Raw genomic sequence first — 14,076 nt, 5'->3', positions numbered from 1 at the left:
TTTATTCTTATCCGTAGAGGCAGTTACGCAGCTTGGTCAGCGCGTCTGCCACTTCGTTTTTTGGGGCCACTAGTGCAACCCGGATATATCCTTTGCCGGGGTTTTCCCCGTTCACGTCGCGGCTCAGATAGGCGCCGGGCAACACCCTGATACCCGTTTCTGTCCACGCTTTGATCGCGGCCGCCTCGCCGTCTTCGACCGGAATCCATAGGAAGAACCCTGCGTCTGGGCTTTTGTAGCCTGGCACGTCCGCAAAGATTTCGTCGGCTACGTCAAACTTCTCCGCATAAAGGCGGCGGTTTTCGACCACATGAGCCTCGTCGTTCCAGACTTTTTCAGCCGCCTTTTGCAGCGGCAGCGGCAGCGGCGCACCGGAATAGGCACGCAGTTGCTTGATGCGACGCAGGCTTTCCGGGCCACCGGCAACAAAACCGGAGCGAAGACCTGGCAGGTTGCTGCGCTTGCTCAGCGAATGGAAAATCAACAGGCGCTCTGGGTCAGCGCCCACTTCCTTGGCCACCTCAAGCGCACCGGGAGGTGGTGTTTCACGATAGATTTCCGAGTAGCACTCATCGGCAAAAATCTGGAATTCGTGTTTTTCGGCCAGCGCAATCAACGCTTTCCAATAATCGCGATCTGCCACCGCGCCCTGCGGATTGGCCGGGGAACAGACGTAGGCGATAGAGACGCGGTTAAGATCCTCGTCCGATAGAGAGGCGATGTCAGGCAGGTGACCGCTGGCGTCGGTTGCAGGCACAAAGCGCGCTTCAGCACCCACGGACTGCGCGGCTACAGCATAAACCTGATAAAACGGATTTGGCGTGAGGATCAGCGGTTGCTGCCCGTTTTTCTGCTCCGGGCACAGCGCCATGGCCGCGTTGTACAGACCTTCGCGGGTACCATTGAGCGCCATGACTTGCGTAGACGCGTCTACTTTCACGCCATATCGGCGGTAAATCCAGCCGGCAATTGCGGCTTGTAGCTCGGGGGCCCCATCATTGGGGGGATAGCGGTTAAAACCCTCGGCATGCGCAACAATTTCATCCGTCACCCAAGAAGGGAACGGATGTTTGGGCTCGCCAATGGTCATATACACCACCGGGCCGCCAGGCTCCAAATGGTCAATGAGCGCCCGCAGGCGCGGAAACGCATAAGCCGGTAGGTTCGAGAACCGCTCGGGGAAAGTCATATTCGTACTGCCTCAATATCGGGATCATTGCGCCCCGTTTTGTCCCAAGTTATCCAAAGGCTTGAGATGCGTCTACTAAAATGCCGTCCAATTTTGGGCTTGTGTCCTCTGCGCCACCCTCCGCTTTGCCGCCCATGGACACTGCTGCGCGGGCGCGCTATGCCACGTGCATTATGGCCAAGAAGCAAAAGAACTCTGATCCGAATTACAAAGTGATCGCCGAAAACCGGCGGGCACGGTTTGACTATGCCATCGATGACGACATCGAGGTGGGCATTGTCTTGTCAGGGTCTGAGGTGAAGTCTTTGCGGGAGAAATCCGGTAACATCGCAGAGAGCTATGCGGCTGTGGAAGACGGCGAGCTGTGGTTGGTGAACTCCTACATTGCGCCGTATGAGCGGGCTATGTTCCCGCATTTAGAGCGGCGCAAACGCAAACTTTTGGTCAGCAAAAAACAGCTGTCTGATCTGTGGAATGCCACCCAACGCAAAGGTATGACGCTGGTGCCGATGGTGATGTACTTCAATCACAAAGGCTTTGTGAAAATGAAGATTGGCATCGCCAAGGGTAAGAAAAACCACGACAAGCGAGCGGCAGACGCCAAGCGCGACTGGGGTCGCCAGAAGCAGCGCCTGCTACGTCACGGCGAATAGATCTCTTCGTAAGCTTGCAGCCACATCTGATCGATCTCAGCGATTTTGCTTGGATCGATCTTGTGGGCGATTTTCCAATACCGACCGCTTGGTGCATCGTAGTCCAGCGCCGCTTCGGCCCGCTGGATTTTATCAACCGCAAACACGGGGCGCACCACTGGCGCCGCGATGTCGCGCAGTTGAGCCACATGGAACCGCTCATACGGCAGCACACTGTCCAAGCGGGACAGGTTCACACATTGGCAGCCGTGATAGGCCGCAATGAGACCCAAGCGCGCGGCTTTGGCCTCCAAACTTTGTAACGAGACGTCTTCACGCAGCGGATCGGCCGTCCCGGTTCCATAGAAATGCGTGTGGCCCACCGTGGGGTAAACCATGTCGCAACCGATAAAGGCCAAAACCTTGGGGCGAAAAGCGCCAAGTGCCCAATAGGCGGCGGTGAACGCCATGGTCCCACCGGCAAACAAAACCCCACCAAAAACGTTGTTCTGCGGGACGTAGCTTTGATAGGTGACTTCGACCTGATCTTCGGTTTTGCTGGGCGGATGGCGCTGTTCAGGGAAGTCTTCCGGATGAATAAAATGGCTCCAGTCGTCGCGCACCCGCCACGCGTTGTTAAGCACCACCAAGTGGTCAAACATGTCGCGAGACCAGCTTTGCGCCTCCGTTGCATTGGGACCGCTGCCCAAAATCACCACCACGTCCTGCATCAATTCTTCCCTGTTCGCTCTTCTTATGTACGAACCAAGCGGCGTGTCAGTTCAAGGAAATTGCGCAAAGGGCCTCATTACTTTGTCGTGTGTTGCGAGGCCACTCTTGCCTCTCGACCACACCGGTTGTAGGCAATGACACAGACGTGACAGAAGAGGGATAACATGTCCGACGATCCCAAAACGCTTGTTTCGACCGAGTGGTTGGCCGCTCATCTCAAAGACCCAGATTTGCGCATTTTGGATGCCTCTTGGTACCTTCCGGACATGGGGCGGAATGGCCGCGAAGAGTTTGCCGACGTGCATATTCCCGGCGCGCGCTTCTTTGACATTGACGATATTTCCGACGGGCGCAGCGACCTGCCGCATATGGTGCCGCCGGTTGAAAAATTCATGTCCCGCCTGCGCGCTATGGGTGTGGGTGACGGACATCAGATTGTGGTCTACGACGGAAACGGCATTTTCTCTGCGGCGCGTGTCTGGTGGCTATTCAAGCTGATGGGGCAGAAAGACGTGGCCGTGCTCGATGGCGGACTGCCGAAGTGGATTGCCGAAGGGCGCCCAACGGATGACATGCCACCGGTGATCCGCGACCGCCACATGACCGTGCGCCGCCAAAACCACATGGTGCGGGACGTGACGCAGGTGTCCCACGCGGCCAAACTGGCCGATCACGAGATCATCGACGCCCGCGGGCCGTCGCGCTTTGCTGGCGCGGAGCCGGAGCCGCGCGCGGGTCTGCGCGCCGGGCATATCCCGGGCAGCAAAAACGTGCACTACGCCACCCTGCTCGACAACGGGGTGATGAAGTCACCCGAAGAGCTGCGTGCGGTGTTTGAAGCCGCCGATATTGACCTTTCCAAACCCGCCATCACAACCTGTGGCTCCGGTGTGACAGCCGCGATCCTGTGCCTTGCGATGGAGCGGTTCGGCAAGACCGACCATTCCCTTTATGATGGATCATGGGCCGAATGGGGGGCCTTCCCCACCCTGCCCGTAGCAACCGGAGAAGCGTGATGCTCACCAACCTCAAAGAGCAGCCCAAAGACAAAATTCTCGGCCTGATGGCCATGTACCGCGACGACCCACGTCCCACCAAAGTGGATCTGGGAGTGGGCGTGTACAAAAACGCCGAAGGGGTGACCCCGGTGATGCGTGCCGTGAAGGCCGCTGAGCGCAAGATCATCGAAGAGCAGACCTCCAAAGCATACACAGGCCTGGCCGGGGATCCGGCCTATGCCGATGCGATGATCGACATGTTGCTGGCCGGTGCCGTAGAGCGCGACCGTTTGGCAGCTGTGGCCACGCCCGGTGGCACCGGCGCGATCCGTCAGGCGTTTGAGTTGATCAAAATGGCCAACCCGAAGGCGCGTGTGTTTGTGTCTGATCCAACCTGGCCAAACCACGTCAGCATTCTGGGCTATCTGGGCATCGAAATGGTGAAGTACCGCTATTTTGACGACGAGACCCGTGGCGTGAACTTCGCGGGTATGATGGAAGATCTGGCAGATGTGACCAGCGACGACGTTGTGCTGCTGCACGGCTGCTGCCACAATCCAACTGGCGCCAACTTGAACCTGACACAGTGGCAGGAAGTTGTGGACCTGATCAACGAAAAGGGCTGCACGCCGATGATCGATATTGCCTATCAAGGCTTTGGCGATGGTCTTGAAGAGGACGCGGCGGCAACCCGGTTGGTGGCAAAATCTGTGCCAGAGCTGCTGATCGCGGCGTCTTGCTCCAAGAACTTTGGCATCTACCGTGAGCGCACCGGTCTGTTGATTGCGATGAGCGAGAAGGCGGAGAACACCGCGGTGACTCAGGGCAACCTTAACCACCTGAACCGTCAGAACTTCTCCTTCCCGCCGGATCACGGCGCGCGGGTTGTGACCACGATCCTAACCGACCCTGAGCTGAAAGCGGACTGGATGGCGGAGTTGGAAGAGACCCGTTTGGGCATGCTGGCCCTGCGTGAGCAACTGGCGAGCGAATTGCAGCGCCTGTCTGGCTCCGACCGTTTTGGCTTCCTGGCGCAGCACCGGGGCATGTTCTCTCGTCTGGGTACCACGCCGGATCTGGTGGAAAAAATTCGCGTGGACAATGCGATCTACATGGTGGGCGACAGCCGCATGAATATTGCGGGCCTGAACGCCCACACCGTGCCGGTTCTGGCGAAAGCCATCGTGGACGCAGGCGTTTAAGCGCCCCATCTATTCAGTCGCGCGCGGGGCCTGCCTTGCGCGCGATTTTTCTTTTGAGGTTTTGCCATGCGCATCGACTACACCACCCTGTCCAAAACCATTGCCTCGCTGACGGAGGGCGAAACCGATGCGGTGGCGCTCATGGCGACCGTGGCCTGCGAAGTGCATCACGCGGATGATCGCTTTGATTGGACCGGGTTTTACCGCGTGGTGGCGCCGGAACTGCTTAAGATTGGGCCGTACCAAGGTGGCCACGGCTGTTTGGTGATCCCCTTTGCGCGTGGCGTTTGCGGCGCGGCGGCGCGGACGGGTGAGGTGCAGCTGGTGCCAGATGTAGACGCGTTTCCGGGGCACATTGCCTGTGCTTCCTCAACCCGGTCTGAGCTGGTGCTGCCGGTCTGGAACGGCGCTGGTGAGTTGCTGGGCGTGTTTGACATCGACAGCGATCAGCCCGACGCGTTTACGCAGGAAGACGCGGATCAGATGGCCGAGATCTTGGCCGCGACTTTCAAAGACGCGGCCTAAAACGGCGCTTTGGCGCGGAAAGACATGCCTTTGCCGCTTTCGGGGTGATTGATGCGCAGCTCTTCTGAGTGCAGCATCAAGCGCTCGAAATCGCGTGCCTCCCCCTCGGCATAAAGTGGGTCCCCTAGGATCACATGGCCCAGCGCGAGCATGTGCACACGTAGCTGGTGGCTGCGCCCAGTTTTGGGGGTCAGCCGCACCCGAGTTTCATTGCCTTTGACCTTCAACACCCGCCAATCGGTGATCGCAGGTTTGCCGTTTTCATGGTCCACCATCTGACGTGGACGGTTGGGCCAATCGACGATCAGCGGCAAATCCACTGTGCCGGTTTTCTCAGCCACCTTCCCCCAGACGCGGGCCACATAGGTTTTCTTGGCTTTGCGCTCTTCAAACTGTTTGGACAGGTTGCGCTGCGCATGGGGTGTGAGGCCAAAAACCATCACGCCAGACGTATCGCGGTCCAGACGATGCACCAGAAGCGCCGTGGGAAACGCCGCCTGCACGCGGGTCAGAAGGCAATCCGCCAGATGCTCGCCCCGCCCCGGCACCGACAACAGGCCGGACGGTTTGTCTACCACCACGATATCGCTGTCCTCATGCAAGACAACAAGCGGGTCCGTCGGCGGGTCATATGGTGTGATCTCTGTCATGGCGCCCGACATAGGGCTTTGGCAGGCGCGCGGCAACCCGACGTCAACCTTGAGTTACGCGCGGGGATGGGCAGGCTGTCTTTAACGAGAATTGAGGGAGAGGACCCCATGCACCCAACAATCGTGCGCATGCAGGAGGTTGTTGCCAAAGGCAACGAGGAGGACATCAAGGGCCTGCTGGCGGAGGACGCCACGTTTCAACCGCCGACCTATTGGGCGACTTGGACTGGGCGGGACGCCGTTGCCGCTGTGTTGGGACATGTGGGACAGGTGTTCAGTGAGTTCCGCTATCGCCGCGTGATGGGGGATGGGAATGACTGGGCCTTGGAGTTTCAATGCAAAGTTGGCGATTTGGACTGTGTCGGTGTCGACCTGATCACCTTGAACGAAGCCGGTGACATTCAGCATTTTGAGGTGGTCATGCGACCCTGCAAAACAATCGGCGCGCTGCGCGAAGCGATGAACAAGCGGGTGATGACGGATGTGCGGTTTCTCAAGTTCAAAGATGCCATGAGCTGAGCCTCGATGCCTGTCGCTCTGGATCAGATCCTGCGCCTCCCGCTTGCGCCGCTTTTGGTGGTGCAGGGGCTTGGCGTGCGGCGACGCGCCAACACACTGTCGGAACCGCCGGGGGCGCGGGACGGCTGTGCCGGATCTGGCGTGGCTTTGCGCTTGCTGATCATTGGGGACAGCTCTGCGGCGGGTGTCGGTGCGCGCTCACAGGAGGCGGCCCTGTCCGGGCAGCTTGTGGCGGCTTTGGCCAAAGACTTTGCGGTGAGCTGGAAACTGATTGGTGAAACCAGTGCGACCACAAGCATTGTCTTGGACCGGCTGGCACAGGTGGAGCCTGCGCCGTTTGATGTTGTGGTCTCAGCACTTGGGGTGAATGACGTGACGCGGGGCAGCAGCCGAGGGTTTTGGCAAGCGCGGCAAAAGCAACTGGCAAAACGATTGGTGAACCGCTTCGGGGCAAAGCTGATTGTGGCCTCGGGATTGCCGCCTATGGGGGCCTATCCGGAGCTGCCGCAACCTTTGCGCTGGGTGCTGGGGCAGCAGGCGCAGCGGCTGGATCAGGCCTTGGCGGAGCTGTGTGACACCCATCAGGTGATGACACATCTGCCGATAGAAATTCCCTTTGAAAGCCGGTTTCAGGCCTCAGATGGCTATCATCCCTCGGAAGAGGCCTATGCGTTGTGGGGGCAGATGATTGCCGCCCACATTCGCCAGCATTTCAAAGTCTGATCACCGCCGCGCGTTGCGCAGGTCGCGGATCATCGGGATGGAATAGACCACCAAAGCGGCCCAGATCAGTGGGAAGGCAATCATGCGGGCTTGGCCGAAGGGTTCGTTGAACACGAAGACTGCCATCAGGAAGATCATTGTCGGCGCGATGTATTGCATGATCCCGATGGTGGAAAGCCGCATGAGTTTGGCGCCGTTGGCATAGAACAACAGCGGCACAGCGGTGACCACGCCGCAGCCCAAGAGCAAGAATGTGTCTCGGGTGCTGCCACCAAAGTGCCCCTGCCCCTGTGCGGTGAGCCAAAGCAGGTAGCCCGTGGCAGGGATGGTGAGGATGATCACCTCGAGCAGAAAGCCTTGGTTGGGGCCAATGGGCAGGGATTTTTTGAAGAAAGCGTAGAAGCCCCAAGAGACCGTGAGCGCCAAAGCGGCCCACGGCAGGCTGCCAGCATCGACCCAGAGCACGACGACGGCGGCGGCGGCCAAGGCGACAGCGACCCACTGCAGACGGGTCAGGCGTTCGCCGAGCAGGATGGCGGCCAAAGCGATGCTGAACAGCGGGTTGATGTAGTAGCCAAGTGCCGCATCCAGCGCGCGGTCGTTGGCGATGGACCAGACATAGACACCCCAGTTCACCGTGATCAGCGCAGCGGTGAGGCAGCCCATCGCCAGCGTGCGCGGGTTGCGCAGGGCGGCGACAAGATCTGAGGTGCGGCGCAGAACAATGAGAACCAGCCCTGCGATGGGCACGGACCAGATCACCCGATGCGCCACCACTTCAAGCGCGGGCATATGGGCTACAAGCTTCATATAAAGCGGCAAGAACCCCCAGAGGAGATAGGCGGTCATCGCATAGGCCAACCCTTGGGGGGTATCGACGTTTTCCGGCTGTTCTGCACGTGTGGCCATGATCGGTTCCTCCTGCCGCGACGCTCTTTGGTAGCGCTGAGCAAGGCAGAAGGAAACGCCACTTTTCGTGCGAAAGGCCATCACGAAACGTGATGGCCCTTTCAGAACTCAGCAATGCGGAGGTGGCTTAGACTTTGACGCGTTCCGATTTTGCATCGTACATCGGCTTCAGCGAGGCTTCGGCCCTCACCTTGGTGCCCATGACGTCGATCTCATAGGTCGAGGCGAGCACTTCGACGGCTTTCTCTCCGGCACATGGCACATACCCTAGCCCCATCGCGCCACCCAAAGTGTGGCCGTAGTTGCCGGAGGTCAGGTATCCGACATATTCACCGTCCCGCAGGATTGGCTCGTTGTGGAACAGCAGCGGCTCCGGATCGGTCAGCTTGAACTGCAGCATCCGGTTTTGCGGGCCGCTTTCCTTGCGGGCAATCACAGCCTCCCGGCCGATGAAGTCCGGCTTGTCGGTTTTCACCGCAAAGCCGAGACCCGCGTCCACCACGTGGTCTTCGCAGGTGATGTCGTGGCCGAAATGGCGGAAGCCTTTTTCAATGCGGCAGCTGTCCATCATGTGCATGCCACAGAGCTTCAGCCCCATGTCTTGCCCTGCTTCCCAGAGCGTTTCAAAGGCGTGGCCCGCCATGTCGGAGGACACGTAGATCTCCCAACCAAGTTCGCCCACATAGGTCACGCGGTGCGCGCGGGCGAGGCCCATGCCCAGCTCGATTTCCTGTGCGGTGCCAAAGGGGTTGGTCGCGTTGGAGAAATCGGCAGGGGAAACTTTTTCCAGCAGCTTGCGGGAATTTGGCCCCATGATCGCCAGCACACCTTCGCCCGGTGTCACGTCGGTGATCACCACGTTGAAGTCACCTTTGTGGCGCTCCATCCAGATTTGATCCGCCAGTCGTGTCGCCGCCGGGGTCACCACCAGATAGGCGATTTCGGTCAGGCGGGTCACGGTCACGTCAGCCTCAATCCCGCCGCGACGGTTGAGGAACTGGGTGTAGACAATCTTGCCGTTGGGCACCGAGTAGTCGCCTCCGCCCACGTAGTTCATGAAGGCCTCGGCATCTGGGCCTTCGACGCGGATTTTGCCAAAGGAGGACATGTCGTACATGCCAACATTCTCACGGATGGCACGGTGCTCGGCGGCGGAATTCTCAAACCAGTTCTGGCGTTTCCACGTGTATTGATATGCGCGTTCCTGGCCTTCGTTGGCAAACCAGTTGGCGCGTTCCCAGCCGGCGAGCTCGCCAAAGACCGCACCCTGTTCTTTCAGATGATGGTGGAACGGTGTCCGGCGCACACCGCGCGCGGTGGCCTTCTGGCGATAAGGGAAGTGATCCGCATAGAGCAGGCCCAAAGTTTCCTTGGAGCGCTCAAACAGATAGGTTTTGTTGCCCTGAAACGGCTGCATGCGGCTGATATCCACATCGCCCAGATCAAATGGTTTCTCGCCGTCCGTCATCCATTGCGCCAGCGCCATGCCCGCGCCGCCCGCCGATTGGATGCCGATCGAGTTGAAACCAGCGGCCACCCAAAGGTTGTCCATCTCTGGCGCAAGACCGAGATGGTAGGCATCATCCGGTGTGAAGCTTTCGGGGCCGTTGAAGAAAGTGTGAATGCCCGCTTCGGCCAACATTGGCATACGGTTCACCGCCACTTCGAGAATAGGCTCAAAGTGGTCGAAATCCTCTGGCAGCTGGTCAAACTCGAAACTGTCCGGGATACCGTTCATAGCCCAAGGTTTGGCGTTTGGTTCAAAGGCCCCTAGCAAGATTTTCCCTGCGTCTTCCTTATAGTAGGCGCATTCATCCGGGACACGCAGGACCGGCATTTGGGTGAGCTGTGGGATGTTTTCAGTGACGATATAGAAATGCTCACAGGCGTGCAGGGGCACATTCACGCCTGCCATGCGGCCAACCTCGTGTCCCCACATGCCTGCACAGTTCACAATCATGTCGCAAGCGATATGGCCTTGCTCTTCGCCGTTGTCCGACACCCAATCGACGCCCGTCACCTTGCGGCCCGACTTGGCGATATTGGTCACTTTCACCCGTTCTTTGACCATTGCGCCCATTTGACGCGCACCTTTGGCAAGTGCCAGCGCGATGTTGGCTGGATCGCCTTGACCGTCGAGCGGCAGGTACACACCCGCGGTGACATCGTCGATGTTGAGATGCTCATAACGGGCTTTGACTTCGGTCGGAGAAATCTCCTCAACCTCCACCCCAAACGCGCGGGCCATGGCGGCCTGGCGGAAGATCTCTTCTTTACGTTCATCGGTGAGCGCGACGGTGATCGAGCCACAGCGCTTGAAACCTGTGGCGACGCCGGTTTCGGCTTCAAGATTGCCGTAGAGCTCTTGGGAATATTTCGCGAGCTTGGTCATATTGGCTGTGGCCCGCAGTTGCGCGATGAGGCCAGCCGCGTGCCATGTTGTGCCGGAGGTGAGCTGTTTGCGCTCCAGCAAAACGACGTCTTTCCAGCCCAGTTTGGCGAGGTGATAGGCCACAGAACAGCCCACAACCCCGCCACCGATGATGACCACGCGGGCTTTGTTCGGGAGATCAACCATAGGCTAAGTCCTTTGGTGATGTGACGGGGGCTGTGCCCCCGTGATACTGTCGATAAGGCGTGGTCACTCGCCGACGATTGTGTGACCAGCCGTCGTTAGGCGTTGTGCCAGTTCTGCAATATGGGCGGGGCCAACTTCGCAGCAACCGCCGATAAAGTGCAGACCCTGTGCGACCCACGGCATCGCCAGATCTGCATGCGCCGCTGGTGTTAGGTCTTTGCGGGCCTTGAGCCCATCAACAGTGCCGCCAATCTCCAAAGCGTCAATTCCGGTAAAACCGTTGGCATAGGCACCCGTCGGGCGGCCTGTTGCCAAGACGGTGGGCAGGTTGGCCTCTAGAACTTCGGGTTTGCAGCAGTTGATCCCCAAACCCGCAACGGCGATGTCGTCCAGCGCCGACAGCGCCTCCGACAAAGGCTCGCCAGAGCGCAAAGTGCCGCTGTCGTCGTCATTGAGCGTCATAAACACCCATGTGGGCAGACTGGTTTCAACACCGGCTTGTGCGGCTGCAGTGACTTCAGAAACGCTCGAAAGAGTTTCTGCAACGACCAGATCGCAACCGTCTGCTTGCGCGTTGGCTACTTCTTGATAGAAGGGCAAAAGGTCCGCATGAGACTTGGACATATCGGGACGATAGGAGCCATGTAACGGCGGCAGGCAGGCGGCCAGTTTAACACCGTCAATGCCGACCTCTTCACGCGCCGCATTAGCGAGATTTAAAGCTCTCCGCTGCAACGGCGCAAACATGTCCGGCTCGCCTTCGCGGCTCAGCCGCTCCGGTGTGACCGAATAGGTATTCAGCGTGATCACACGCGCGCCAGCCCGGATGTAGTCCGCGTGTACGCTTTGCACAATCTCCGGCTCTTCCATCATGACCTTGCACGACCAGAGCGGATGCGGCGGCATGGACGAGCGCGCCAAAAGCTCCTGCCCTGTGCCGCCGTCTTTCAGGATGATGTCACTCATGCCCGCAGTCTTTCGTTTTTTGGGTCCCACATAGGTTGGTCTTCCTGCACCACGGCACGGCATTTCTCACCGTAGATTTCCACCAATAGCTCGGTGCCCGGCACTGCGAGTTCGGCCTTCACCATGCCCAGCGCGATGGACGCGTTCACGCGGTAACCCCAGCCGCCGGATGTAGTTTCCCCGACAATTTGGTCACCGTGGTAGATACAGGACATGTAAGGCGCGTCTGCGTCGCCAGCGTCGACCTTCAAGGTGACAAAGGACTTTTGCACGCCTTGCTGTTTTTCGTTCTGGATCGCGGCTTTGCCCGGGAAATCCTGTGGCTTGTCGAGTTTCACAAACCGCCCCAGTCCACCTTCAAGCAGAGAGTAATCGGTGGACAGGTCGCCCTTCCAAGCGCGGTAGCCTTTTTCCAAACGCAGGGAGTTCAGGGCATACATGCCAAAAGGCGTTGCCCCTGCATCGCGGATTGCGTCGTAGATTGCGGGCATATCCGCAAACGGTGCATGCACTTCCCAGCCCAATTCTCCGGCAAAGGACACCCGGACCAAAATTACCTTCGCGCCAGCCACTGTTGCTTTTTGATGCGTCAACCACCCCAGAGACAGATCCGCGTCGCTGAGCCCCGACAGGATGTCGCGCGACTTCGGACCGGTCACAATCAGCGTACTCATGTCGCGGGTGCAATCGATCAGTTCCAGCCCCTCGGGCAGATTGTGCTTGAGCAGCTCAAAATCATGCCACTGCGCAGTCGCCGCCGTGATCAGGATAAACGCGTCTTCGGCGTGGCGCAGCACCGACATCTCTGTAAGGATACGTCCGCGATCGTCCGAAAAATAAGCAAGGTTGATGCGCCCGACTTTAGGCAGGGCACCAGTGATCATACCACGCAGCCATTCTGCCGCCCCCTCACCATTCAGCGCGAAGCGGGAGAACCCCGGCAAGTCGAGCACTCCGCAATGGTCGCGCACGGCTTCACATTCTTCTTTCACACGTTGTTCCCAAGGACCGGAGCGGCCCCAGGTGTGGGTGGCAGCGAGCGACGTGTCATCGCCATCTTTGGCGTACCAATTCGCTCGCTCCCATCCGTTATAGGCCCCCATAACACCGCCAGATGCGACAACCCGGTCATGGACGGGGGAGAGCTTCTTGTCCCGGGCGGCGGGCCATTCGTGATGCGGGAAGTGCATGGCGTATTCGTTTCCGTAGACCTCCATGCCTTTCTTCACGCAGTAATCGTGATCTGTGTAGTCAGTGTAGCGGCGCGGATCGACGGCCCACATGTCCCACTCGGTGTGGCCATCCACGATCCATTCGGCGAGCACTTTGCCCGCGCCACCGCCTTGGGCGATGCCGAAGGTGAACACGCAGTTTTCAAAGGCATTTTCCACACCCGGCATGGGACCAATTAGCGGGAGGCCGTCAGGCGCATATGGGATCGGGCCGTTGATCACGCGGCTCACGCCGGAAGTTTGCATCAAAGGCACACGCTCCATGGCGTCGGTGACAATGTCTTCAATCCGGTCGAGATCGTCAGACCAGAGTTGGAAGGAGAAGTCATCGGGCATCGGGTCGGCCTCTGTGTCCCAATGCGCCTTACAGTTCGGTTCATAAGGGCCGAGGTTGTAGCCGTGCTTTTCCTGCCGCAGGTAGTAGGACACGTCCACGTCGCGCAGCAGCGGCAGTTTTTTGTCTCCATTGGCTTTGGACCAGTCTTCGACTTCTGGGATTTCTTCCGTCAGCAGGTACTGGTGGCTCATTACCATCATTGGCACAGTGCGCCCGCCATAGGGTTTAAACCATTCACCCACACGCTGCGCATAGTACCCAGCCGCGTTGACCACATAATCACAGGCGATGTCACCTTTGTCCGTATGGACAATCCAGCTCTTGTCTTCTTGCTGCGTCACGCCGGTCGCCGGACAGAAACGCAGGATTTTCTGGCCCATGTCGCGCGCGCCTTTGGCCAACGCTTGGGTCAGCTGCGCCGGGTCAATGTCACCGTCAGTGGGGTCATAGAGGACGCCTTCGAGGTCATGAGTTTCCAGGAAAGGATAGCGTTCCTTGGCCTCTTCCGGAGTCCACATCTCCATCGGAATGCCTTGGTATTTGGCCATGGACATGGCCCGCTCAAATTCCTGCACGCGCTCTTTGGTGTGTGCCAGCCGGATGGACCCCGACTGGTGGTAGTTCATGGGATAGTCCACCTCTTCCCCAAGCCGGGCATACAGCTCTGTGGAGTAGCGCTGCATGTTCATGATCGCCCAACTGTTGGAGAAGGTCGGCACATTACCCGCGGCATGCCAGGTGGAGCCAGCAGTCAGTTCATTCTTTTCCAGCAAGACACAATCGGTCCAGCCTTTCTTGGCCAAATGATACAGGCTTGAGGTGCCCACAACACCGCCACCAATGATGACCACACGGGCCTTGCTTGGAAAATCAGACATGACCAT

The 14,076-nt window shown here is 58.9% G+C and carries 13 protein-coding genes; 6 read left to right on the top strand and 7 right to left on the bottom strand.

From position 1 onward, the window contains the following. Nucleotides 1-7 precede the first annotated feature (7 nt). Nucleotides 8-1,189, bottom strand: a complete 1,182-nt coding sequence (locus SIB38_RS05735) for an aminotransferase class I/II-fold pyridoxal phosphate-dependent enzyme (protein WP_294116063.1) — start codon at nucleotides 1,187-1,189, stop codon at nucleotides 8-10. A 173-nt stretch (nucleotides 1,190-1,362) separates the two neighbouring features. On the opposite strand from SIB38_RS05735, the gene smpB reads away from it, so the two are divergent. Continuing rightward, nucleotides 1,363-1,842 (top strand): SsrA-binding protein SmpB, encoded by a 480-nt coding sequence (gene smpB / locus SIB38_RS05730; protein ID WP_294116263.1) that lies wholly within the window; start codon nucleotides 1,363-1,365, stop codon nucleotides 1,840-1,842. Here the strand turns inward: smpB and SIB38_RS05725 are convergent. After that, a complete protein-coding gene (locus tag SIB38_RS05725) occupies nucleotides 1,830-2,552 on the bottom strand; it encodes a hypothetical protein (protein ID WP_294116061.1) in 723 nt (240 codons plus the stop codon). The two genes, smpB and SIB38_RS05725, sit on opposite strands and share 13 nt — an antisense overlap. A gap of 165 nt (nucleotides 2,553-2,717) precedes the next feature. On the opposite strand from SIB38_RS05725, the gene sseA reads away from it, so the two are divergent. The 3 genes from sseA (at nucleotide 2,718) to SIB38_RS05710 (ending at nucleotide 5,278) form a co-directional block, all read left to right on the top strand. Next, a complete protein-coding gene (sseA, locus tag SIB38_RS05720; RefSeq protein WP_294116060.1) occupies nucleotides 2,718-3,569 on the top strand; it encodes a 3-mercaptopyruvate sulfurtransferase in 852 nt (283 codons plus the stop codon). Further along, complete coding sequence (locus tag SIB38_RS05715; RefSeq protein ID WP_294116059.1) at nucleotides 3,569-4,753, top strand: aromatic amino acid transaminase; 1,185 nt, start codon at nucleotides 3,569-3,571, stop codon at nucleotides 4,751-4,753. The genes sseA and SIB38_RS05715 overlap by 1 nt, the downstream gene beginning before the upstream one ends. Nucleotides 4,754-4,819: 66 nt before the next feature. Beyond that, the gene (locus SIB38_RS05710) at nucleotides 4,820-5,278 is read left to right on the top strand and encodes a GAF domain-containing protein (RefSeq protein WP_294116058.1); all 459 of its coding nucleotides are present in this window, start codon (nucleotides 4,820-4,822) and stop codon (nucleotides 5,276-5,278) included. On the opposite strand, the gene SIB38_RS05705 is transcribed toward SIB38_RS05710, so the two are convergent. Further along, nucleotides 5,275-5,928, bottom strand: a complete 654-nt coding sequence (locus SIB38_RS05705; RefSeq protein WP_412551608.1) for an RluA family pseudouridine synthase — start codon at nucleotides 5,926-5,928, stop codon at nucleotides 5,275-5,277. The two genes, SIB38_RS05710 and SIB38_RS05705, sit on opposite strands and share 4 nt — an antisense overlap. A 108-nt stretch (nucleotides 5,929-6,036) precedes the next feature. Between SIB38_RS05705 and SIB38_RS05700 the strand changes: the two genes are divergently transcribed. Both SIB38_RS05700 and SIB38_RS05695 read left to right on the top strand, forming a co-directional pair. Then, on the top strand, nucleotides 6,037-6,447 hold the full coding sequence (locus SIB38_RS05700) for a nuclear transport factor 2 family protein (RefSeq protein ID WP_412551607.1): 411 nt from the start codon (nucleotides 6,037-6,039) through the stop codon (nucleotides 6,445-6,447). Nucleotides 6,448-6,453: 6 nt separating this feature from the next. Then, nucleotides 6,454-7,170 carry an SGNH/GDSL hydrolase family protein gene (locus tag SIB38_RS05695; RefSeq protein WP_294116055.1) on the top strand — a complete coding sequence of 239 codons (717 nt, stop codon included), beginning with the start codon at nucleotides 6,454-6,456 and terminating at the stop codon, nucleotides 7,168-7,170. Here the strand turns inward: SIB38_RS05695 and rarD are convergent, their stop codons facing one another. From rarD to SIB38_RS05675, 4 genes are all read right to left on the bottom strand, one after another. Beyond that, nucleotides 7,171-8,079 (bottom strand): EamA family transporter RarD, encoded by a 909-nt coding sequence (rarD, locus tag SIB38_RS05690; protein WP_294116053.1) that lies wholly within the window; start codon nucleotides 8,077-8,079, stop codon nucleotides 7,171-7,173. Nucleotides 8,080-8,206: 127 nt separating this feature from the next. Continuing rightward, a complete protein-coding gene (locus SIB38_RS05685) occupies nucleotides 8,207-10,657 on the bottom strand; it encodes a GcvT family protein (protein WP_294116051.1) in 2,451 nt (816 codons plus the stop codon). Between the two features lie 63 nt (nucleotides 10,658-10,720). Then, nucleotides 10,721-11,623, bottom strand: a complete 903-nt coding sequence (locus SIB38_RS05680) for a homocysteine S-methyltransferase family protein (protein WP_294116049.1) — start codon at nucleotides 11,621-11,623, stop codon at nucleotides 10,721-10,723. Beyond that, complete coding sequence (locus SIB38_RS05675) at nucleotides 11,620-14,070, bottom strand: GcvT family protein (protein WP_412551606.1); 2,451 nt, start codon at nucleotides 14,068-14,070, stop codon at nucleotides 11,620-11,622. Before SIB38_RS05675 ends, SIB38_RS05680 begins: the two co-directional genes overlap by 4 nt. Nucleotides 14,071-14,076: the final 6 nt, after the last annotated feature.

The organism is Shimia sp. MIT910701, from assembly GCF_047126315.1.
GTDB lineage: Bacteria > Pseudomonadota > Alphaproteobacteria > Rhodobacterales > Rhodobacteraceae > Shimia.
This window is presented reverse-complemented; position numbering and strand designations above follow the sequence as displayed.

Bases quoted from the DNA above. Each gene is read 5' to 3' on its own strand.
- SIB38_RS05715 (WP_294116059.1), top strand. From the start codon at position 3,569: ATGCTCACCAACCTCAAAGAGCAGCCCAAAGACAAAATTCTCGGCCTG.
- SIB38_RS05685 (WP_294116051.1), bottom strand. From the start codon at position 10,657: ATGGTTGATCTCCCGAACAAAGCCCGCGTGGTCATCATCGGTGGCGGG.
- SIB38_RS05705 (WP_412551608.1), bottom strand. From the start codon at position 5,928: ATGACAGAGATCACACCATATGACCCGCCGACGGACCCGCTTGTTGTC.
- SIB38_RS05680 (WP_294116049.1), bottom strand. From the start codon at position 11,623: ATGAGTGACATCATCCTGAAAGACGGCGGCACAGGGCAGGAGCTTTTG.
- SIB38_RS05710 (WP_294116058.1), top strand. From the start codon at position 4,820: ATGCGCATCGACTACACCACCCTGTCCAAAACCATTGCCTCGCTGACG.
- sseA (WP_294116060.1), top strand. From the start codon at position 2,718: ATGTCCGACGATCCCAAAACGCTTGTTTCGACCGAGTGGTTGGCCGCT.
- rarD (WP_294116053.1), bottom strand. From the start codon at position 8,079: ATGGCCACACGTGCAGAACAGCCGGAAAACGTCGATACCCCCCAAGGG.
- SIB38_RS05675 (WP_412551606.1), bottom strand. From the start codon at position 14,070: ATGTCTGATTTTCCAAGCAAGGCCCGTGTGGTCATCATTGGTGGCGGT.
- smpB (WP_294116263.1), top strand. From the start codon at position 1,363: ATGGCCAAGAAGCAAAAGAACTCTGATCCGAATTACAAAGTGATCGCC.
- SIB38_RS05695 (WP_294116055.1), top strand. From the start codon at position 6,454: ATGCCTGTCGCTCTGGATCAGATCCTGCGCCTCCCGCTTGCGCCGCTT.
- SIB38_RS05735 (WP_294116063.1), bottom strand. From the start codon at position 1,189: ATGACTTTCCCCGAGCGGTTCTCGAACCTACCGGCTTATGCGTTTCCG.
- SIB38_RS05700 (WP_412551607.1), top strand. From the start codon at position 6,037: ATGCACCCAACAATCGTGCGCATGCAGGAGGTTGTTGCCAAAGGCAAC.
- SIB38_RS05725 (WP_294116061.1), bottom strand. From the start codon at position 2,552: ATGCAGGACGTGGTGGTGATTTTGGGCAGCGGTCCCAATGCAACGGAG.